The organism is Lysobacter terrestris (assembly GCF_014489475.1).
GTDB classification, from domain to species: Bacteria; Pseudomonadota; Gammaproteobacteria; order Xanthomonadales; family Xanthomonadaceae; genus Agrilutibacter; species Agrilutibacter terrestris.
Map to the genome: position 1 here is coordinate 2,369,349 of NZ_CP060820.1, position 18,239 is coordinate 2,387,587.

Here is an 18,239-nt window from a genome sequence, read left to right on the forward strand (position 1 = left end):
TGCGCCATATGACGCACCGCAGCATAGCCGATGGGGGTGGCGGGTTTGTGAAGCCGGTCGCGTTTCGCCCCGTGCGGGGCGGCGGCACCCCTCGGGGCCGCAGCGACGGGCGCGTCAGCCCGCTTCCAGTGCGGTGGCGTGGTCGCGCAAGGCAGGCGACAGCCACAGGTGCGAACCGATCCGCTGCAGGCCCAACTTCTCGAACCGCTGGCGGTAGAACGCCGCCGGCCGGTTGCGGAAATCGTGCTCGTCGCCTTCGGCGCCGTCTTCGCGGGTGAAGGTTTCCAGGAACGCCACGCCGCCGCAGAGTTCGGCCAGGCCGGGCAGGCCGCGATCGAGTTCGCGCGCATCCAGGTAATGCATCACGTCGCTGCACACCAGCAGGTCGACGGGCGGGCACGGGCGCAGCATGGCGAAGTCGCCGAACGCGGCCAGGTGGAGGTTGCGGCGCGCGCCGAAGCGGCGGATCGCGTATTCGCTGCTGTCGAAGCCCAGGTACTTCGCATTCGGGCGCAACTTCAGCAACGGCGCGCGCCACACGCCTTCGCCGCAACCGATGTCGAGCACAGTGCGCAGCGGGCGTTCGAGGTGGTACTCGGCGGTCGCCACCGCCATCGCGACCTTGCGCGCCAGGCGCGCGCGATCGCCGATGCCGCGCTGGCGGTACCAGGTGTCGAAGTAGTGCTGGTCGTAGCGTTTGCTCATGCGTGGCTCGCGAACCACAACGGCACCCTCGCTGTCATCCCGAGCGCGGCGAGGGACCCGTTGTTCGTAGAAGATGGGAAGCCAATCGGCGGAAAAGCAGGCCCCTGCTGCACTCGGGGTGACAGCACGAAGCATGGCCGTCATCCTATCGCGAGTTCCCGCGGAGCCCGCCATGCAAGCCTATTTCTGGACCAAGACCGCCCACCTCGTGTTCGTCATGGCCTGGATGGGCGGGGTGTTCTACCTGCCGCGGATCCTGGTCAACCTCGCCGAGGCCGGCAGCGACGACAGCGTCGAAGGCCGCGCGGTGCGCGCGCGCCTGGTGCTGATGGGCAAGCGCCTGTACCGCTTCGGGCACATCATGTTCGGGCTGGCCTTCGTGCTCGGGCTCACGCTGTGGCTGCACTTCAAGGTCAGTGGCGGCTGGCTGCACGCGAAGCTCGGCCTGGTCGCGGTGATGCTCGCGTACTACATCGTCGCCGGTCGCTGGTTGAAGGGCGTCGAAGCGGGCCGCGCGCTGCCGTCGTCGCGCACGCTGCGCTGGTTCAACGAGCTGCCGGTGCTGCTGTTGGTGGCGATCGTGTACCTGGTGATCGCCAAGCCGTTCTGAAGCGCTGCGGGGCCAGCCACGCTCGCTGCGCTTCGCCCCTCATCTGCCCCCCGACCAAAGCATTCGGGGGCAGGCTCGGCGGGTATCTTCTCCCCGCAGGCGGGGAGAAGGCCGCCTGTGGCGTCGCGGGATTTGTAGGGGGTTGCGCACGCTTGCGTGCTGCTTGTTCCTTGCGCAGGCGCGCTGTGCATATCCCTCCTCCCGCGCGCGGGGAGAGGGTGCCGAAGGCGGGTGAGGGGAGGCGAGCGCAGCGAGCTGCCTGCTCGATCGCCCCGACCATCAGCGCGTGCGGAACGCCTCAGGCTTCGGCAATTCCACCGGCACGCCGTTGTCGTCGCAATTGCCGCGCGCGCACAGCGTCGCGCGCAGGGCCGGCATCGCCTGCAGCAGGAAGTGGAAGATCGTGTTCTGCTCGACGCTGCCGCGCACCGCGCCGCTGCCCGGGCCGCGCGCCCAGATGCCGACGTCGTCGCCGCCGTGCGTTTCCGCCGTGGTCGGCACCAGGGCTTCCTGCATGAAGTCGGGCGCCGCGGTGTCGACCCGGGTCAGGTCGGGACGGCCGTGCCGGGCTTGCTCGAAACCGTTGGCTTCGTGCAGGAAGGTCTTGGGCCCCTCGGGCTGCTGCGACGAAGCGCCCACGTAACCGGGGCCGTTGCTGTAGTTGAGCGTGGTGTACGGCATGCCCAGCGCATCGCGCGCGTAACTGCCGTCGGCGCTGCCTTCGCCGCTGCTGCCGCGGACCTTGCCCAGGATCGCGTTGCCGCGCACCGGGTAGCCGACGAAGCTGAGCGTGTGCGAATGGTCGGCGGTGACCAGGATCAGGGTGTCGTCGGGCGAAGTCATTTCGTCCGCGGCGCGGACCGCGTCGCTCAGGGCGACGGTGTCGGTCAGCGCGCGGTAGGCGTTGCCGCTGTGGTGGGCGTGGTCGATGCGGCCGCCTTCCACCAGCAGCACGTAGCCCTTGTCGTTGCGGCGCAGGCGGGTGATGGCGGCGCGGGTCATCTCGGCCAGCGACGGTTCGCCGGCGATGTCGCGCGGGCGGTCGTGTTCGTAATTCATGTGGTCGTAATTGAACAGGCCGAGCAACGGCTTGTCGGCCGGCGCCTGCGCCAGTTGCGCGGCATTCCACACGTAGGCGCCATCGGCGTGGCGCTGCTTCCACTCGCCGATGAGGTCGCGGCCGTCCAGGCGCTGGCCGACCTTGTCGTCTTCCTCCGGATCGCGCTGCTGCACGGTCATGAAGTTGCCGCGGCCGCCGCCCATGAGCACGTCGGGGCCGTTGCCGAACGGCGATTCCACGAACTGGCGCGCGATGTCGATGCAACCGGCGGCCGCTGCCTGCGCCGGGATGGCCGTGTCGTTCTCCCAGCTGCGGTGCGCCGAGTGGCTGAAGGTCGCCGCGGGCGTGGCGTGGGTGACGCGGGTGGTGGTCACCACGCCGGTCGCGAAGCCGTTGCTTGCCGCCAGTTCCCACAGGCTGAGCAGTGGCGTCTTCAGCGCGGCCGCGCAGTCGCCCAGCTTCGCTTCCTGACCGATGCTGAGCACGCCGAAGCGCGTCTTCACGCCAGTGGCCATCGCCGACATCGTGCCGGCCGAGTCGGGCGTCTGCGCGTCGATGTTGTAGGTCCTGCTCAATGCGCTGGCCGGGAAGCGTTCCCAGCTCAGCCGGTTCTCCTCGCCCGACGCGCCGTTGCGCTGGCCCTCGAGGATGCGCGCGGCGGCCACCGTGGTCAGGCTCATGCCGTCGCCGACGAACAGGATCACGTTCTTCGCGCGTCCGCCCATCGCGCCGCGCTGCGCCGCCTGTGCGGCACCGTCGCGGAACCACCACGCCGGCGTTTCGCCGTCGGGGCGCTTGATCGCGGGGACGGCGACGTCGAACGCCAGTCCAGTCTCTGCGGCCTGCGGGCGCGGTGCGGTGCTGGCGCAGCCGCCGAGCAGGGTGAAGGACAGGGCGAGGGCAATGACACGCACGGATTGCATGGAGGTCCTGGGGGCGGCGGGGCCGGGCACGGGGCCGCGGATTATGCCAAGGCGGCGCGATGCCTCGGCGAGGATGCGCCGACAGTATTGGCTGCGGGTTTGCCCATTGCGGGGTTGTACATTCCGGTTTGGAACAAAGGATTGCGCGCAGGCGCCCCACGGCCCGTGCCGGCTCCGCTATGGTGCGGGGCTTCCGCGATGGGTCGGGTGGCCCGGGCGCGAGGAGAATTCGAATGATGAAGGTGGTTTCCGGCTGGCTGCGTATCCCGTTCTGGCAGCGCGTGGTGCTCGGCTTCGCGCTGGGCGCGCTCGCGGGCTGGCTGTTCGGCAAGGACGCGGAGACGTGGTTCGGGCCGCTCGGCGACGTCTACGTCAACCTGATCAAGATGATCGCGGTGCCGCTGGTGTTCTTCGCGGTGATCAATGCGGTCAGCGCGTTGCACGGGCAGAAATCGATCGCCGCGCTGGGCGGGCGCACCTTCCTGTGGTTCGCGCTCACCGCGGTGCTCGCCGTGGGCGTCGGCCTGCTGGCGGGCCGCGTGTTCCAGCCGGGCGCCGGTGTCGCCGCCGGCACGCTGCAGATGGCGTCCGATTACGTGCCGAAGACGCCGCCGGGCTTGTTCGACGTGCTCTTCAACATCGTGCCGTCCAATCCGTTCGCCGCACTGGCGGGCGCCGATACCGCCAAGACCGCCGATGGCATGAAGGTGCTGGTGCCGCGCAACGGCACGGTGCTGCAGGTGATCTTCTTCGCCGGCCTGGTCGGCTTCGCCTTCGTCAAGCTGGGCGAGAAGACCGCGAACCTGCGCCGGCTGTGCGGCGAAGCCAGCGAGACCATGATCCAGGTCACCCGCTTCGTGCTCGAGTTCACCCCGCTGGGCACCTTCGGCCTGATCGCGGCGCTGGTCGGCGGCTACGGCTTCGAGCAGCTCAGGCCGCTGGCGAGTTTCGTGGTCGCGCTGTACGCGGCGTGCGCCTTCCATATCGTCGTCGTGTATTCGGGCCTGCTGCTCGCGCACGGGCTCAATCCGCTGAAGTTCTTCCGCGGTGCGGCGCCGGCGATGCAGGTCGCTTTCGTCGCCTCCTCGAGTTTTGCCGCGATGCCGGTGTCGCTGCGCAGCGCCGTGCACAACCACGGCGTCGACCGCGACTACGCCGCGTTCGCCGTGCCGCTCGGGGCGAGCATCAAGATGGACGGTTGCGGCGCGATCTATCCGGCGCTGGCGGCGGTGTTCATCGCCCAGTACGCGGGCATCGACCTGACCTTCGACAAGTACCTGATCATCGCCCTGGCCTCGGTGCTGGGCAGCTTCGGCACCGCCGGCGTGCCCGGCACGGCGGTGATCATGGCCACCGTGGTGCTCAGCGCCGCTGGCTTGCCGCTGGAGGCGATCGGCTACCTGTACGCCATCGATCGTGTCCTCGACATGATGCGCACGATGACCAACGTCACCGGGCAGATGCTGGTGCCGGTGCTGGTGGCGAAGGAAACCGGGCTGCTCGACCGCGAGGTGTACGAGGCGGCATCGAGCAACGTCGGTATCGCCGAGGGCGAGGTCGCCGAGGCGCGCGACAACGCCTGACGGGCTCACGCATTTTTTCGCCGGTAGGCGGGAAGATCGGCGTCGCAGCAATGACGCAGGGACCGGGGAGGTCGCCATGGCCGAAGCGAACAACATCCAGCTGGTCGAACGCTTTCCCGATGCCGGCGACTACTGCCGGCTGCGGTCCGAAGCCGGCATGTCGCCCAAGACGCTGCAGGCCGCGCGCAAGGGCCTGCCCAACACCCTGTATGGGGTGAGCCTGCAGGTCGACGGCGAAGTGATCGGCATGGGCCGCATCATCGGTGATGGTGGCTGCTTCTACACGGTGGTCGACATCGCCGTCGCGCCGGCCTACCAGGGGCGCGGCCTGGGCAAGCGGATCATGACCGCGCTGGACACGTGGCTGCGCCAGAACGCGGAACCCTCGGCCTACGTCACCCTGGTCGCCGACGGCGAGGCGCGCCACCTCTACGCCAAGTACGGCTTCGTCGAGACCGCACCGGCGTCGGTCAACATGGAGTACATCGTCGCGCCGCACGCGCCGGAGTGAGCGCGGCGCGCCCGGTCAGGCCCGCGAGAACTTCCACGACAGCATGCGGCCGTCGCGATAGGGCATGACCCCGTGGAACGGGCGCGGATCGGCGTCGAACACCAGCGGCAGGAACTGGCGGTCGCCTTCCCACATCGGCAGCTCGTGCAGGCGGTCGCGCGGCACCCATTCCAGCGGGCCTTCCGCGTTGTGTTCGAACGGCGTGCCGGTGAAGCGGGTGATCAGGAACACGAAACCCAGCCAGTCCTCGCCCTGCTTGCCGAAGCCGGGCCAGCTGATCGTGCCGCGCAGCGACAGCTCGGTGCAGCCGATGCCGGCTTCTTCAAAGATCTCGCGGCGCATGCCCGCGAGTACGTCCTCGTCCGGTTCGAGCTTGCCGCCCAGGCCGTTGTACTTGCCCAGCTGGTGGTCGTCGGGCCGCGCGTTGCGGTGGACCATCAGCACCTCGCGGCCATCGGGCGACAGCACGTAGCCCAGCGTCGCGACGATCGGCGTGTACGGCATTACGGCCGCGCCTTGCGCTGCGTGGACAGCTGCGCGTCGAGCTTGGCTTTCGCCGCGTCGGCGTAGGCGCGACAGGTCATCGGCGAAGGATGCGGTGCGCTGGTATCGGCGGGCGTCCATCCGCTGGCATCGGGATGCGGGGTGATCAGCAGGTCGCATGGCAACGAGCGGACCGTGGCGAAGCCGCGGCGGTAGTCGTCGACGATGCGCGGATAGCGCGGGTTGTCGACGAGCCGGTAACCCGGTGCCGACAAACTGTCGGCGTAGGCGATGGCGAGCGGCTTGCCGGCGCGGCTGTCGCTCCAGGTCCAGCTGATGCTGCCGGGCGTATGCGCTGGGGTGAAATGCGCGGTGAAACGCATGCCACCCAGTTCCACCGTTTCGCCATCCATCACGAGGCGATCGGCCTGCACGGCGGGGTACAGGATGTCGTCGCCGTAATGCAGGTCGTTGCTGCCGCCCCGCGCGAGCAACACGGCGGATTCGGCGTTGCTGACGACGTGCGCGCCCGTGGCGCGCTTGACCGCGGCGATCGGGCCGGCGTGGTCGCCGTGCGCGTGGCTGTGCAGGATCAGCTTCAGCTCGCCCGGCTGCACGCCGAGTTCGCGCATCCGTTGCAGCAGCATCTCGGCCGCCTGCGGCATGCCGCCATCGATCAGGACCGCGCCTTCCGCGGTCCGGATCAGCAATGCGCTGAGTCCCTCCGTGCCGATGTACCAGGTGTGGTCGGCAACCTGGAACGGCGCGACGGGTTGGCGCCATGCGTCCTTGACTTCGTAGGCCTGCAGCTGCGGCAGGGGAGATTCGACGGCGTGGGCGAGCGGAGCGGTGACGAACAGGCAAGCGGCAAGTGCGAGACGTTGCATCGGCGCGGACACGGAGGCGGGCGCGACAGTGTCGGCGATCGTGCACGGACAAGCCAGTGCGATCGCCTTACCCAAGTGCGATCGCGTTGCACTGTGTCGTGGCGTCAGCGCGGCGGACGCGGCGTGGCGAGCCGTGCGGCGAACCACGCCAGCGGCAGCGGCAGCACGAGGCCGGCGATCGTCATCCACAACGGGTGCGGGATGATCATGCTGTTGGCGATGACGCCCAGCACCACCAGCGCGCCGATCACCAGCGCGGCGACGCGCCGGTGCCGCGCAATCCGCGCCGCAACCCAACCGCCGAGCAACGCCGCCAGCATCCAGCCCACGACGACCACGAGCATCGCCGAAGTCGGCGCCGCGGCGATGTGCGCCGCGAGCGCCTGCGGATCGCGCAGGTCCATGCCCGCGGGCGGACGATGCAGGAACAGGCTCGCGAATTCGCACGCCGACATCGCCAGCCATGCGACCACCAGCCCGACCACGATTCCCACGATGGTTCGACCCACGACGGCACTCTCCCCGGAGTTTGCCCGCAGCATCGTTCATCCCCCAAAGCGCCGCAAGCGTGCACACTTGCGCTTCGTTCCATCGATGGACAAGCCATGAGCGGCCAGCAACGCGAACTGACCCTGCGCTTCCTCGCGCAGCCCACCGACGTCAATTACGGCGGCAAGGTCCACGGCGGCATGGTGATGAAGTGGATCGACCAGGCCGGCTACGCGGCCGCGGTCGGCTGGAGCGGGCGCTACAGCGTGACCGTGGCGGTGGGCGGCATCCGCTTCGTCGCACCGATCCGCATCAGCGACCTGGTCACCGTGTCGACCAAACTGGTCCACACCGGCACCAGCAGCATGCACTTCGCCATCGACGTGATGGCCGCCGATCCGATCAGTGGCGATCCGCCGCGCCTGTGCACCCATTGCGTGATCGTCTTCGTCGCGCTCGACGGCGTGGAAGGCAAGCCGGTCGCGGTGCCGCCGCTGCAGATCGCCAGCGAGGAAGACCAGCGCCTGGCCGAGTACGCGATGAAGGTGATGGAGCTGAGCAAGGGCATCGAGCAGACGGTCGAACGCTATCGCGTGTAGGCCGAGCAGCACCCAAGAAAAAGGCCGCCCCAGGGGCGGCCTTTTCATGTCCGGGAACGGGGAGTCGCTCAGGAGCCGTTGAGGGCCACGCGGCGCGCCTGCACGAAGCGGCCGCTCCAGTAGCTGTTGTCCAGGCTGGACACGGTCACGTCCTTGCCGCGCCGAGGGGCATGGACGAAGCGACCGTCGCCGACATAGATGCCGACGTGGTCGACCCGGCCCTTGAGGCCGAAGAACACCAGATCGCCGGCCATCAGCTTGGCGCGGTCGGTGACCGGTTCGCCGTTCTTGGCCATGTCGCGCGAGACGCGCGGCAGTTCGATACCGAGGGCGCTGCGGAACACGTAGCCGACCAGGCCGCTGCAATCCAGGCCCTTGGACGGATCGGTGCCGCCCCAGCGGTACGGGGTGCCGAGCAGGGCGAGCGCCTTCTGCAGCACGGACTTGACCTTGCCGTCCTCGCCGACCGGCATGCCGATGGCGTCGGCCGGCAGTTCGAAGGCGGCGGCGGGGTTCATCAGGCGGTTCGCGCCGGCGACCAGGCCCAGGGCGCGGTCGGTCAGCGACACCTTGGCGTCGGCAGCGACCGGCGCAGCGGCCTGGGCGCGCACCGGGAACGGGGCGTCATCGTCGGCCGGAGCGGCCAAGGCGCCGAACGCCGGCACGCACAGGGCCAGCAGCAGGGCGAAACGATGGAGGTTCCGGGCAAGCCGGAGCGGGGTGGTGGCAGCAGGGCGGCCGTGCTTTCGGGTCGTCACGCAGTCATCACGAATCAGAAACCGAGGACGATCATGCCTACCCGCTCGGGGGAGTATGTTCAGAAGAAGTTAAAAACTCGTTACAAAAGGCGCCCCGGTTGGCAAAACCGGCCACTGCCTACTCCAGCACGCGGCGGGCGCCGGTGTAGTGGTCGCGCCAGTAGGGGCCGTCGAGGTGGTCCAGGCGGACGGTGCCGCCGGTGCTCGGGGCGTGCACGAAGCGGCCTTCCCCGACGTAGATGCCGACGTGGCTGACATTGCCGCCGTTGCCGAAGAACACCAGGTCCGCCGCGGCCAGCCGTTCCGGCTTGATGCGGGGGCCCTGCCAGGCGGCCAGGTCCCGCGAGGTGCGGGGCAGGCGCAGGTCGAGCATGTCGCGGTAGACGTAGTTGACCAGCCCGCTGCAGTCGAAGCCGGTGTCCGGGGTGTTGCCGCCGTAGCGGTAGGGCGTGCCGACCAGGCTGATGGCGCGCATCAGCACGGCGTTCGCGCGGGCCGGGTCGGCCGGTGCCACCACCGGCCATTGCCGATGGGCGGGCGGCGGCTGGCGCACCAGCTTGTCCCCGCCGCAGCCCGCCAGCAGCGTGCAGAGGGCGAAGGCCAGCCATCCGCGCGCTGGCATGGGGCGGAGCTTGCCGGGATAATGCGCGGCTCCCTCGGCGGGGCTCGGTACTGGCGTCTTCACGCCCCGAAGCTTGGCCGTTCCCGCCGCTGCCGGCAAGGCGCCGGCACCTCCGGTCGCAGTCGCGGCCCACCACCCGAGTCACGCAATGAAGATCGAGAAAGACCGCGTCGTCAGCTTCCACTACACCGTCAGCGAGCAGGGCCAGGAACCGCTGGAAAGCTCGGTCGGCCGCGACCCGCTGGTGATCCTGGTCGGCCACGGCAACATCATCCCCGGCTTGGAGCAGGCGATGGAAGGCCGCGAAGCCGGCGACAAGTTCGAAGTTGACGTCGCCGCCGCCGATGCCTACGGCGAGAAGCGCGAAGGCCTGACCCAGCGCATCCCGAAGAAGCATTTCGAAGGCCAGCGCCTGGAGCCGGGCATGCAGGTGATCCTGCAGACCAACTTCGGCCCGCGCGCCGTCACCATCCAGAAGGTCGGCATGAGCGTGGTCGACGTCGACCTCAACCACCCGATGGCCGGCAAGGACCTGCATTTCGCAATCGAGATCGCCGACGTGCGCGAAGCCTCCGCCGAAGAGGTCGAGCACGGCCACGTGCACGGCGAAGGTGGTCACCACCACTGATCGCCGCGCCAGCGCGATCGCCCGCCGACGGCCCGCCATGTGCGGGCCGTTTGCTTTCTGCTTTCCGCATGGGGGCGTGTGAGCCGCAAAAGGAAAACGGCCCGCTCGCGCGGGCCGTCTCCGTTGTTGCAGCGACTGCTTCGCTCAGTTCTGGAACGGGTTGTTCTCGGCGAAGTATTCGTGGTTGTCGGCGTTGTCCAGCGCGGCGGCCGGATCGGAGATCGCCAGGCTCTTCGCACCCGACTGGCCGTAGACGTGGTCGTCGGTGCCGGCCACGACGTTGAAGTGGCTCATCTCGTGGATCAGCGTGCCGGCCTTGGAGTCGGTGCCGGTCAGCGGCGCGCTCCAGAAGGCGCGGCAGACGAAGATCTCGTACGGCCGGGTCGGATACACGTAGGCGTAGTAGCTCTGGTTGCAGCCGCAGTTGATCTTGACCTGGCCGGCGTTCTGGTCGATCGCCGAATCGATCGCGGCGAAATGCTGGCCGGCGGTGTTCCAGCGCGAACTGGTGTAGGCGCCGAACCAGGTGGTGTAGCGCGCACCCACGGTATTGCCGGCGAGGTAGCCCTTGCCGTTCTCGGCGTACTTGCGCGCCTCGACGACGGCCTGGCCGGCGCCGTTGATCTGCGTGGTCGAGCAGCCGACGTAGGACACGCCGTTCACCACGGTGCCGCCGCCGCTGCCCGGTTTGCCCTTGGACGTGACGTCGCCACCCTTGGCTTCCAGCACGTCGGCGCCGTCGACCCACAGGCGCAACGGCACGGACTGGACCTTCATCGGCAGGCCGTTGGCGTTCTTGAGCATCTCGCCGTTCGACAGCGAGGCATGCTGCAGCGTCGAGGACAGGGTGACGATGTATTCGCCGCTGCGGCTCATGTCGTAAGCGGATGACAGGTCGACCACGGTGCGCAGGGTTTCACCCGGGCGGATGATCTTGAACGCCGCAGCGCCCGGCAGCTCGCGCTTGATCATCGGGCCTTCGTACTGCACCGGCTGGCCGTCGCGGCTCACCTGGAAGAGCTTCGCTTCGAGGAAGTCGGACGGGAGCTGCCACTGCGGCACGCGCACCGTGTGCCTGCTGGTGTTGGTGATGGTGACTTCGACCGAGCCGAGGAAGCCGCCGCTGGACGCCTGCGCGGCGACCATGCTGACGCGCAGCGGGTTGGAATTGGCGTTCGGCTGCGCGGAAACGGCGGCAATGGCGCCGACGAGCAGCGTGGAACAGGTGAGAGCGGCAAGCTTCATTCGTGTTCTCCGGGACAGGTGGATGGAACGAATTTGCGGGGGCGGTGTGCGTCCATGCGACTGGACATATGCCTGAAAACGGAGTGGCCCGCAGGCGCGGGCCACTCCTTGTTGCGGTCGTCGATCAGTTGACGCTGACCGCGCTCCACGCCGCGGCTACGGCGTTGTACTCGGTCGAGCCGGTGCCATACAGGTCGGCAGCGGCGCTCAGCGTCGCGACACGGGCCTGCGGGTAGGTCGTGCTGGAGGTGAAGTACACGTCCAGGGCGCGATACCAGATCTTCGACGCGGCGTCGCGGCCGATGCCCGTGACCGACGCGCTGTTGCAGGTCGGCGAGGTGTGGTCCATGCCACCGAAGCTCTTCGCGCCGCTGCCTTCGGCCAGCAGGTAGAAGAAGTGGTTGCCCACGCCGGAACTGTAATGCGGGTCGAGCGAAGCGACGCTGGTGGACCAGCAGTTGCGCGACGAACCGTCCTTGCCAGGGTTGTACATGTAGCGCAGCGCCTTCTGGTTCGAGCTGCCCGCGACGTTGGCGTAGTAGATCTCCTCGCCGATCAGGTAGTCGCCCGGATCGTTGGTGTTGTTGGCGAAGAACTCGACCATGGTGCCGTTGATGTCGGAGTTGGCCTCGTTCAGGCCGCCCGCGTCGCCCGAGTAGGCGAGGTTGGCGGTCGCCTGGGCGACGCCGTGCGACATTTCGTGGCCGGCCACGTCGAGCACGGTCAGCGGCTTGTAGGTCACGCCGTCGCCGTCGCCGTAGAACATCGCGCTGCCGTTCCAGAAGGCGTTGACGTAGTTGTTGTTGATGTGGACGTAGCTCTTCACGCCCTGGCCGTCGTTGAAGATGCCGTTACGGCCATGGACGGTCTTGTAGTAGTCCCAGGTCAGCGCGACGCCGTAGTGGGCTTCGGCCGCGGCCGAAGCGCGATCGGAGGTGGCGTAGTTGCCCCACACGTTGTCGGCGTCGGTGAACAGCGTGGCCTTGCGCGCCGCCATGCGGTCGCTGAGGTTCTTCGCATCCCAGGTCGAACCGCCGCCGCGGGTGTTGTCGACCATCTGGTAGCCGCCCGAGACCGAATTGGTGGTCAGCGCCACGTCGCCGGTCGAGATGGTCTTGCCCAGGCCGGTGGCATTGGCGGTTTCGATGGTGTCCCACTTGTCGAGGATCTTGCCGTTGCGGGCGTCGACGAAGTAGTGCATCGCGGTCGGGGTCTGGTCGGCCTTGGTGCCTTCCATCACGACTTCATAGGCCAGGGCCGGCTTGGCGCCGCGGGCGTAGACGACCAGGCTGGCGGTCGGCATGCCGTTGAAGCCGGTGCCGAAGGCCGTGCCGGCCTCGACGATGGCCTGGTCGGCGCTGAGCTGCGGCGCGACGTCCGGACGGCCGGTGGTCTTCAGGGTCAGGCTGGCCGACTTGAACTGGCCGTTCTTCGAGTGCACCACCACGTCGCCGCCGATGACCGGCAGGCCGCGATAGGTACGGTCGAAGCGGACATGCTCGGTGCCGTTGGCATCGACCACGCTGTGCTTGGCGACGAAGGCATCCGCGTCGGCACGCTGGACGGCAGCGCCGTGGCCATCGATGAGGCCATGGGCGCGCTGGGCGGCCTGGGAATTGATGTTGGCGGCGAGAGCGGGAGCGGACAACGCCAGCGTAGAGCCAGCAAGCGCGGCGAGGACGGCCGTGCTGAGGAGACGTGCTTGCATGTAAAAAACTACCCCTGAGGAGTTTTGATGGGCCGGACGAAACCGGGACTGCGCACATACACTTCCCCATGCCCTGTACAAGCGGCTGGAGAGGTGGTGTTGGTGACCAGTCCGGCTGCGGCCCATGCAGCTCGGCAGGTTGTCGGCGCATTAATCGCGACTTTGCCGAAGCTGTCATGTCGCAGTGCAGCAATTAGTTGCAAATGTGACCAAATCCCCGGGTGGCGGGGTCAATTTTCGAAATTCATATTGCGATGCACAAAAAAACGGATGTCGTAATCGTGGGCGCGGGGGTCATCGGATTGGCCTCGGCCGTGGCCTTGCTGGAAGCCGGGCGCAGCGTTCGCGTCATCGACGCCGGCCGCATCGGCGGCGGTGCCTCGCACGGCAACTGCGGCACGATCACCCCCAGCCATGCGCCGCCGCTCGCCGCGCCGGGCATGGTTGGCGTGGCCTTGCGCTGGATGCTCACCCCCGACGCGCCGCTCTTCATCAAGCCGCGCATCGATCCGGGGCTGTGGCGCTGGCTGCTCGGCTTCGCCGCGCGCTGCAATCCGACGGACTGGCACCGCAGCGCCCTCGCGAAGTCGGCGCTGCTCAACGACTCGCGCGCGCGGCTGGCGCAGTGGGTGCGCGATTACGGCCTGGAATGCGAATTCGCCGAGGCCGGCGTGGACTACGTGTTCCGCGACCCGCGCGCCTTCGCCGAGGAGCAGCAGGAAATGGCCGCGCTGCGCGAACTGGGCGTACCGGTCGAGGCCATCGACGGCCGCCGATACGAGGCGATGGAGCCGGCGCTCCAGCCCGGCGTGGCCGGCGCGATCCGGTTCGACGGCGACGCGGTGCTGCGTCCGGACCGTTACGTGGACGAACTGGCGCGGCTGGTGCGCGAGCGCGGTGGCGAGATCGTCGAGCAGTGTGCGTTCGATGCGGTCGACGCCCGCCACGACGGCGTGACCTTGCAGACCGCGCACGGCCCGCTGCAGGCGCGCGAAGTGGTGTTCGCGTTGGGCGCGTGGTCGCCCAGGCTCGCCGATGCGATCGGCTTCGCCGCGTTGCGCCGGGCGATGCAGCCGGGCAAGGGTTACTCGATCACGTATTCCGCGCCGTCGCTGGTGCCGCGCCGGCCGATCGTGCTGCGCGAGCGCTCGGTCTGCGTCACCGCGTGGGGCAGCGGCTTCCGCCTCGGCAGCACGATGGAGTTCTCCGGCTACGACGACACGCTCAATGAGCGGCGCCTGGCCGCGTTGGAGCGTGGCGCGGCCGAGTACCTGCGCCGCCCGGTCGGGCCCGAGGTGCGCGAGAAGTGGTACGGCTGGCGGCCGATGTGCATCGACGACGTGCCGCTGATCGGGCGCGTGCCTGGCCGCGACGGCCTGTGGCTCGCGACGGGGCACGGCATGATGGGCGTCAGCATGAGCGCGGCGACCGGGCAGCTGCTGGCGGACCTCATGACTGGACGCGCGCCCCCGGTGGATCCCACGCCGTACCGGCCCGAGCGCTTCCGCTGACGCGGACCGCGGCAAGAATTTCATTCAGGACAAGCCATGACCCCCATCTTCGAACTGCACCGCGGCACCGCGCCGTTGCTGGTGAGCCTGCCGCACAACGGCAGCGAGATTCCCGCACCGCTGCGCGAACGCATGGTCGAACGCGCGCGCCTGGCGCCCGACACCGACTGGCACGTGGCGCGCCTGTACGCGTTCGCGCGCGAGCTGGGCGCTTCCGTGCTCGTGCCGAGCCACTCGCGCTACGTGATCGACCTGAATCGTCCGTCCGACGACACCTCGCTCTATCCCGGGCAGAACACCACCGGGCTGTGCCCCGTCGTGCAGTTCACCGGCGCGCCGGTGTACCTAGACGGCCAAGCGCCGTCGCCCGACGAGATCGCCGCGCGCATCGCGACCTACTGGCAGCCGTACCACGCCGCGCTGCAGGAGGAACTCGCGCGCATCCATGCCGCGCACGGCCACGCGCTGCTGTGGGAAGGGCATTCGATCAAGGGCAGCGAACTGGAATTCCTGTTCCCGGGCCGCCTGCCGGACTTCAACCTGGGTACGTCGGCCGGCGCCAGCTGCTCCCCGCAGCGGCAGGCCCGCGTGGAAGCCGCGCTCGCCGCGCAATCGCGCTACGACTTCGTGGTCAACGGTCGCTTCAAGGGCGGTTACATCACCCGCCACTACGCCGACCCTGCGCGCGGCATCGACGCGATCCAGCTGGAAATCAGCCAGCGCATCTACATGGACGAAGCCACATTCGCCTACGACGAGGCGAAGGCCGTCGATGCGCGGGCGGTGATCCGATCGCTGCTGGAGGCCGCGTTGTGACCTACATCGGAGCCAAGGGGCGAAAGAAATCCGGCAGCTCGCTGTTCGCGTTGCTGGTGCTGGCGATTGCCGCCGCGGTCGCGTGCTGGGCGTTGCTCGCGTTGTTCCCGGTCGAGCTGCACCAGGTCGGGCAGTGGCTGCAGGCGAAGTTCGACGCGCTGCGCAAATGAAAAAAAAGGGCGGCCAAAGCCGCCCTTTTTTCGTCTCAATCGATGGCAATCAGGCGTCCAGCGTCGCCAGGTCGCCCTTGGGTTCCAGCCGCGCCATGCAGTTCCTTCCGTGGCGACAATGCATGCGCCGTCGCCACGGCAGAGGATGCAAAGAGCGGGTCAGACTTCCAGGGTGGCCAGGTCGCCCTTGGTTTCAAGCCAAGCTTTGCGATCGCTCGCGCGCTTCTTCGCCAGCAGCATGTCCATCAGCGCGTGGGTTTCGATGGCGTCATCGGCGGTGAGTTGCACCAGCCGACGCGTGTCCGGGTGGATGGTCGATTCGCGCAGCTGTGCCGGGTTCATCTCGCCCAGGCCCTTAAAGCGCGTGGTGTTGACCTGGCCGGCGAAGCCCTTGGTGCGATCGCTTTTCTCGCGCTCGATCTTCTCCAGCAGGATGCGCTTTTCTTCCTCGTCGAGCGCATAGAACACCTGCTTGCCCACGTCGACGCGGAACAGCGGCGGCATCGCCACGAACACGTGGCCGGCATTCACCAGCGCCGGGAAATGCTTGACGAATAGTGCCGTCAGCAGCGTGGCGATGTGCAGGCCGTCGGAATCGGCGTCGGCGAGGATGACGACCTTGCCGTAGCGCAGGCCGGAGATGTCGTCCTTGCCCGGATCGCAACCGATCGCGACGGCGAGGTCGTGCACTTCCTGCGAGGCGAGCACGCTGCCGGAGGCGACCTCCCAGGTGTTGAGGATCTTGCCGCGTAGCGGCAGGATCGCCTGGAAGTCCTTGTCGCGCGCCTGCTTGGCGCTGCCGCCGGCCGAATCGCCTTCGACCAGGAACAGTTCGGTGCGCGAGAGATCCTGCGAGGTGCAGTCGGCGAGCTTGCCGGGCAGGGCGGGGCCCTGGGTGACCTTCTTGCGGACGATCTGCTTCTCGGTCTTCAGGCGCGCGGCGGCACGCTCGATCGCGAGATGGGCGATCTTCTCGCCGAGGTCGGTGTGCTGGTTGAGCCACAGCGAGAATGCATCGTGCGCGGCGCTTTCGACGAAACCCGCGGCCTGGCGCGACGACAGCCGCTCCTTGGTCTGGCCGCTGAACTGCGGATCGGTCATCTTGATGCTGAGCACGAAGGCGACGCGGTCCCACACGTCTTCCGGCGCCAGCTTCACGCCGCGCGGCAGCAGGTTGCGGAAGTCGCAGAACTCGCGCAGCGCGTCGGTGAAGCCGGTGCGCAGGCCGTTGACGTGGGTGCCGTGCTGCGCGGTCGGAATCAGGTTGACGTAGCTTTCCTGCACCAGCTCGCCTTCCGGCAGCCAGGCCACGGCCCAGTCGACGACTTCGGTGTCCTTCTTCAACGAACCGACGAACAGCTCCGGCGGCAACGCTTCCAGTCCGGCGAGTTCGCCCTTGAGGTAATCGCGCAGGCCGTCCTCGTACATCCACTCGTGCTTCTCGCCGGTGGCTTCGTCGAACAGCTTCACAGTGAGGCCGGGGCACAGCACGGCCTTGGCGCGCAGCAGGTGCTTGAGCGAGCGCAGGTTGAACTTGGGCGTGTCGAAGTACTTGGGGTCCGGCCAGAAGCGCAGGCGCGTGCCGGTGTTCTTCTTGCCCACGCTGCCGACGATCTCGAGCTTGGAGACTCGGTCGCCGTCCTTGAAACTCATCTTGTATTCGTTGCCTTCGCGCTTGATGAAGACATCGACGTGCTTCGACAGCGCATTGACCACGCTCACGCCGACGCCGTGCAGGCCGCCGGAGAAGGTGTAGTTCTTGTTGCTGAACTTGCCGCCCGCATGCAGTCGCGTGAGGATCAACTCGATGCCGGGGATCTTCTCTTCCGGATGGATGTCCACCGGCATGCCGCGGCCGTCGTCGGCCACTTCGCAGCTGCCGTCCTCGTGCAGCGTGACCTCGATGCTGCGCGCATGGCCGGCCAGCGCCTCGTCGACCGCGTTGTCGATGACTTCCTGCGCGAGGTGGTTCGGCCGCGCGGTGTCGGTGTACATGCCGGGGCGGCGTTTGACCGGATCAAGACCGGAGAGGACTTCGATGTCGGCGGCGTTGTAGCGTGAGCTCATTGCATCTGCTGCTGTGGATCTGCGGTGGGGGACGGCTGCGTGTTGGGGCCAGCGTCAGGGCGCTTCGGCCTGGAGTTCGGTGCCGGTGTAGGGGTTGAAGCGGTAGCTGCCGGGGAACACTTCGCCGGTACCCGGGTCGCGGCGCGGGACCAGCAGGCTGCCGAGCGGCAGGCGGTACGAATAGGTCTCGTCGCCGAGGCCGACCTTGAAGGTGCCGTTGCCCAGCGGGTCGGCCAGGCGCCTGCCGTCGCCGCCCTTGCCCGGGAATGCGTAGAACTGCAGGTTGTCGCCCATCTCGCCGAGCAGGTTCTTGAACATCGGGCGCATGACCTGGATCAGCAGGCTCAGCTGGCGATCCAGCTTGTCGGCGGCGATGGGCCGATAGGCCTTGCCGGCGGCGTCGAGCACCTGCAGCTTCGCGCGCAGGTCGGCTTCGGATTCGAAACTGGTGGCGCCGAGCGCGCCGATCTGGCCCTTCACGGCCGCGACCACGGTGTAGGTGCGGAACAGGTCGCTGAAGCCGCGGCGGGTCTTTTCGTCCATGCCCTGCTCGTTGGCGAGCGCGACGTCCCAGAACTCGGCGGGAATCCACCAGATCAGGTCGAGGCTGTCGATGGACTGGCTCGAGCGCTGCAGGTCCTGGGTCAGGTCGTTCACCTTGACGCTGGCCGGCGCAAGCGCCGCCGACTCGGCCGCGAGTGCCGCCTGCTGGAAGGAAAACGACAACAACAACGCCAGGCCGATGCGGAAAATATTCATGGATCCCCCTCGAAGGAGCCGCGAGCATGGCGACCCGGTCCTGAACGGTCAAGCGTGAACGGGGGCTGTTTCGTGGGTGTAACTCCCCATGCGCAAATTCAGGGG

Annotated in this window: 19 protein-coding genes; 8 read left to right on the forward strand and 11 right to left on the reverse strand. The window is 68.1% G+C overall.

What is annotated here, in order from left to right; all coding sequences use genetic code 11:
- Positions 1-114: 114 nt before the first annotated feature.
- Positions 115-705 carry a class I SAM-dependent DNA methyltransferase gene (locus tag H8B22_RS10980; protein ID WP_187711462.1) on the reverse strand — a complete coding sequence of 197 codons (591 nt, stop codon included), beginning with the start codon at positions 703-705 and terminating at the stop codon, positions 115-117.
- Between the two features lie 172 nt (positions 706-877).
- On the opposite strand from H8B22_RS10980, the gene H8B22_RS10985 reads away from it, so the two are divergent.
- Entirely contained in the window at positions 878-1,315 is a 438-nt protein-coding gene (locus tag H8B22_RS10985; protein WP_187711463.1) for a CopD family protein, read from the forward strand.
- Positions 1,316-1,594: 279 nt separating this feature from the next.
- Here the strand turns inward: H8B22_RS10985 and H8B22_RS10990 are convergent, their stop codons facing one another.
- Positions 1,595-3,298 (reverse strand): alkaline phosphatase, encoded by a 1,704-nt coding sequence (locus tag H8B22_RS10990; RefSeq protein ID WP_187711464.1) that lies wholly within the window; start codon positions 3,296-3,298, stop codon positions 1,595-1,597.
- 236 nt (positions 3,299-3,534) lie between these two features.
- Between H8B22_RS10990 and H8B22_RS10995 the strand changes: the two genes are divergently transcribed.
- Both H8B22_RS10995 and H8B22_RS11000 read left to right on the forward strand, forming a co-directional pair.
- Positions 3,535-4,881 (forward strand): dicarboxylate/amino acid:cation symporter, encoded by a 1,347-nt coding sequence (locus H8B22_RS10995; RefSeq protein ID WP_187711465.1) that lies wholly within the window; start codon positions 3,535-3,537, stop codon positions 4,879-4,881.
- A gap of 76 nt (positions 4,882-4,957) precedes the next feature.
- Positions 4,958-5,392 (forward strand): GNAT family N-acetyltransferase, encoded by a 435-nt coding sequence (locus H8B22_RS11000; RefSeq protein WP_187711466.1) that lies wholly within the window; start codon positions 4,958-4,960, stop codon positions 5,390-5,392.
- A 15-nt stretch (positions 5,393-5,407) separates the two neighbouring features.
- Here the strand turns inward: H8B22_RS11000 and H8B22_RS11005 are convergent, their stop codons facing one another.
- From H8B22_RS11005 to H8B22_RS11015, 3 genes are all read right to left on the reverse strand, one after another.
- Entirely contained in the window at positions 5,408-5,896 is a 489-nt protein-coding gene (locus tag H8B22_RS11005) for an NUDIX hydrolase (RefSeq protein ID WP_187711467.1), read from the reverse strand.
- Positions 5,896-6,762, reverse strand: coding sequence for a subclass B3 metallo-beta-lactamase (bla, locus tag H8B22_RS11010; RefSeq protein WP_187711468.1), 867 nt, complete (start codon positions 6,760-6,762; stop codon positions 5,896-5,898). The genes H8B22_RS11005 and bla overlap by 1 nt, the downstream gene beginning before the upstream one ends.
- Positions 6,763-6,866: 104 nt before the next feature.
- The gene (locus H8B22_RS11015) at positions 6,867-7,271 is read right to left on the reverse strand and encodes a hypothetical protein (RefSeq protein WP_187711469.1); all 405 of its coding nucleotides are present in this window, start codon (positions 7,269-7,271) and stop codon (positions 6,867-6,869) included.
- A 96-nt stretch (positions 7,272-7,367) separates the two neighbouring features.
- Here H8B22_RS11015 and H8B22_RS11020 point away from each other — a divergent pair, with 96 nt between their 5' ends.
- Positions 7,368-7,850, forward strand: a complete 483-nt coding sequence (locus tag H8B22_RS11020) for an acyl-CoA thioesterase (RefSeq protein WP_187711470.1) — start codon at positions 7,368-7,370, stop codon at positions 7,848-7,850.
- A 68-nt stretch (positions 7,851-7,918) separates the two neighbouring features.
- Here the strand turns inward: H8B22_RS11020 and H8B22_RS11025 are convergent, their stop codons facing one another.
- Complete coding sequence (locus H8B22_RS11025; protein ID WP_225876186.1) at positions 7,919-8,608, reverse strand: C40 family peptidase; 690 nt, start codon at positions 8,606-8,608, stop codon at positions 7,919-7,921.
- A 118-nt stretch (positions 8,609-8,726) separates the two neighbouring features.
- Entirely contained in the window at positions 8,727-9,230 is a 504-nt protein-coding gene (locus H8B22_RS11030; RefSeq protein ID WP_187711471.1) for a C40 family peptidase, read from the reverse strand.
- Positions 9,231-9,378: 148 nt separating this feature from the next.
- On the opposite strand from H8B22_RS11030, the gene H8B22_RS11035 reads away from it, so the two are divergent.
- On the forward strand, positions 9,379-9,858 hold the full coding sequence (locus tag H8B22_RS11035; protein WP_187711472.1) for an FKBP-type peptidyl-prolyl cis-trans isomerase: 480 nt from the start codon (positions 9,379-9,381) through the stop codon (positions 9,856-9,858).
- 144 nt (positions 9,859-10,002) lie between these two features.
- Here the strand turns inward: H8B22_RS11035 and H8B22_RS11040 are convergent, their stop codons facing one another.
- Together H8B22_RS11040 and H8B22_RS11045 are read right to left on the reverse strand one after the other, a co-directional pair.
- The gene (locus H8B22_RS11040) at positions 10,003-11,103 is read right to left on the reverse strand and encodes a M35 family metallo-endopeptidase (protein ID WP_187711473.1); all 1,101 of its coding nucleotides are present in this window, start codon (positions 11,101-11,103) and stop codon (positions 10,003-10,005) included.
- A gap of 124 nt (positions 11,104-11,227) precedes the next feature.
- Positions 11,228-12,811, reverse strand: a complete 1,584-nt coding sequence (locus H8B22_RS11045) for a M4 family metallopeptidase (protein ID WP_187711474.1) — start codon at positions 12,809-12,811, stop codon at positions 11,228-11,230.
- Positions 12,812-13,065: 254 nt separating this feature from the next.
- Between H8B22_RS11045 and H8B22_RS11050 the strand changes: the two genes are divergently transcribed.
- The 3 genes from H8B22_RS11050 to H8B22_RS11060 are packed head-to-tail and all read left to right on the forward strand — an operon-like array spanning position 13,066 to position 15,308.
- The gene (locus H8B22_RS11050) at positions 13,066-14,322 is read left to right on the forward strand and encodes an NAD(P)/FAD-dependent oxidoreductase (protein ID WP_187711475.1); all 1,257 of its coding nucleotides are present in this window, start codon (positions 13,066-13,068) and stop codon (positions 14,320-14,322) included.
- A 36-nt stretch (positions 14,323-14,358) separates the two neighbouring features.
- Complete coding sequence (gene hutG / locus H8B22_RS11055; RefSeq protein ID WP_187711476.1) at positions 14,359-15,138, forward strand: N-formylglutamate deformylase; 780 nt, start codon at positions 14,359-14,361, stop codon at positions 15,136-15,138.
- Positions 15,135-15,308 (forward strand): hypothetical protein, encoded by a 174-nt coding sequence (locus tag H8B22_RS11060; protein ID WP_187711477.1) that lies wholly within the window; start codon positions 15,135-15,137, stop codon positions 15,306-15,308. Before hutG ends, H8B22_RS11060 begins: the two co-directional genes overlap by 4 nt.
- A gap of 159 nt (positions 15,309-15,467) precedes the next feature.
- On the opposite strand, the gene parE is transcribed toward H8B22_RS11060, so the two are convergent.
- A complete protein-coding gene (gene parE, locus H8B22_RS11065) occupies positions 15,468-17,375 on the reverse strand; it encodes a DNA topoisomerase IV subunit B (RefSeq protein WP_187711478.1) in 1,908 nt (635 codons plus the stop codon).
- 54 nt (positions 17,376-17,429) lie between these two features.
- Complete coding sequence (locus tag H8B22_RS11070) at positions 17,430-18,134, reverse strand: hypothetical protein (protein WP_187711479.1); 705 nt, start codon at positions 18,132-18,134, stop codon at positions 17,430-17,432.
- Positions 18,135-18,239: the final 105 nt, after the last annotated feature.

Excerpts from the sequence above, each read along its gene's own strand:
- H8B22_RS11005 (WP_187711467.1), bottom strand. The coding sequence starts at position 5,896 with ATGCCGTACACGCCGATCGTCGCGACGCTGGGCTACGTGCTGTCGCCC.
- H8B22_RS10995 (WP_187711465.1), top strand. The coding sequence starts at position 3,535 with ATGAAGGTGGTTTCCGGCTGGCTGCGTATCCCGTTCTGGCAGCGCGTG.
- H8B22_RS11000 (WP_187711466.1), top strand. The coding sequence starts at position 4,958 with ATGGCCGAAGCGAACAACATCCAGCTGGTCGAACGCTTTCCCGATGCC.
- H8B22_RS10990 (WP_187711464.1), bottom strand. The coding sequence starts at position 3,298 with ATGCAATCCGTGCGTGTCATTGCCCTCGCCCTGTCCTTCACCCTGCTC.
- H8B22_RS11045 (WP_187711474.1), bottom strand. The coding sequence starts at position 12,811 with ATGCAAGCACGTCTCCTCAGCACGGCCGTCCTCGCCGCGCTTGCTGGC.
- H8B22_RS11070 (WP_187711479.1), bottom strand. The coding sequence starts at position 18,134 with ATGAATATTTTCCGCATCGGCCTGGCGTTGTTGTTGTCGTTTTCCTTC.
- H8B22_RS11030 (WP_187711471.1), bottom strand. The coding sequence starts at position 9,230 with ATGCCAGCGCGCGGATGGCTGGCCTTCGCCCTCTGCACGCTGCTGGCG.
- bla (WP_187711468.1), bottom strand. The coding sequence starts at position 6,762 with ATGCAACGTCTCGCACTTGCCGCTTGCCTGTTCGTCACCGCTCCGCTC.
- hutG (WP_187711476.1), top strand. The coding sequence starts at position 14,359 with ATGACCCCCATCTTCGAACTGCACCGCGGCACCGCGCCGTTGCTGGTG.
- parE (WP_187711478.1), bottom strand. The coding sequence starts at position 17,375 with ATGAGCTCACGCTACAACGCCGCCGACATCGAAGTCCTCTCCGGTCTT.
- H8B22_RS11020 (WP_187711470.1), top strand. The coding sequence starts at position 7,368 with ATGAGCGGCCAGCAACGCGAACTGACCCTGCGCTTCCTCGCGCAGCCC.
- H8B22_RS10985 (WP_187711463.1), top strand. The coding sequence starts at position 878 with ATGCAAGCCTATTTCTGGACCAAGACCGCCCACCTCGTGTTCGTCATG.
- H8B22_RS11035 (WP_187711472.1), top strand. The coding sequence starts at position 9,379 with ATGAAGATCGAGAAAGACCGCGTCGTCAGCTTCCACTACACCGTCAGC.
- H8B22_RS11040 (WP_187711473.1), bottom strand. The coding sequence starts at position 11,103 with ATGAAGCTTGCCGCTCTCACCTGTTCCACGCTGCTCGTCGGCGCCATT.
- H8B22_RS10980 (WP_187711462.1), bottom strand. The coding sequence starts at position 705 with ATGAGCAAACGCTACGACCAGCACTACTTCGACACCTGGTACCGCCAG.
- H8B22_RS11050 (WP_187711475.1), top strand. The coding sequence starts at position 13,066 with ATGCACAAAAAAACGGATGTCGTAATCGTGGGCGCGGGGGTCATCGGA.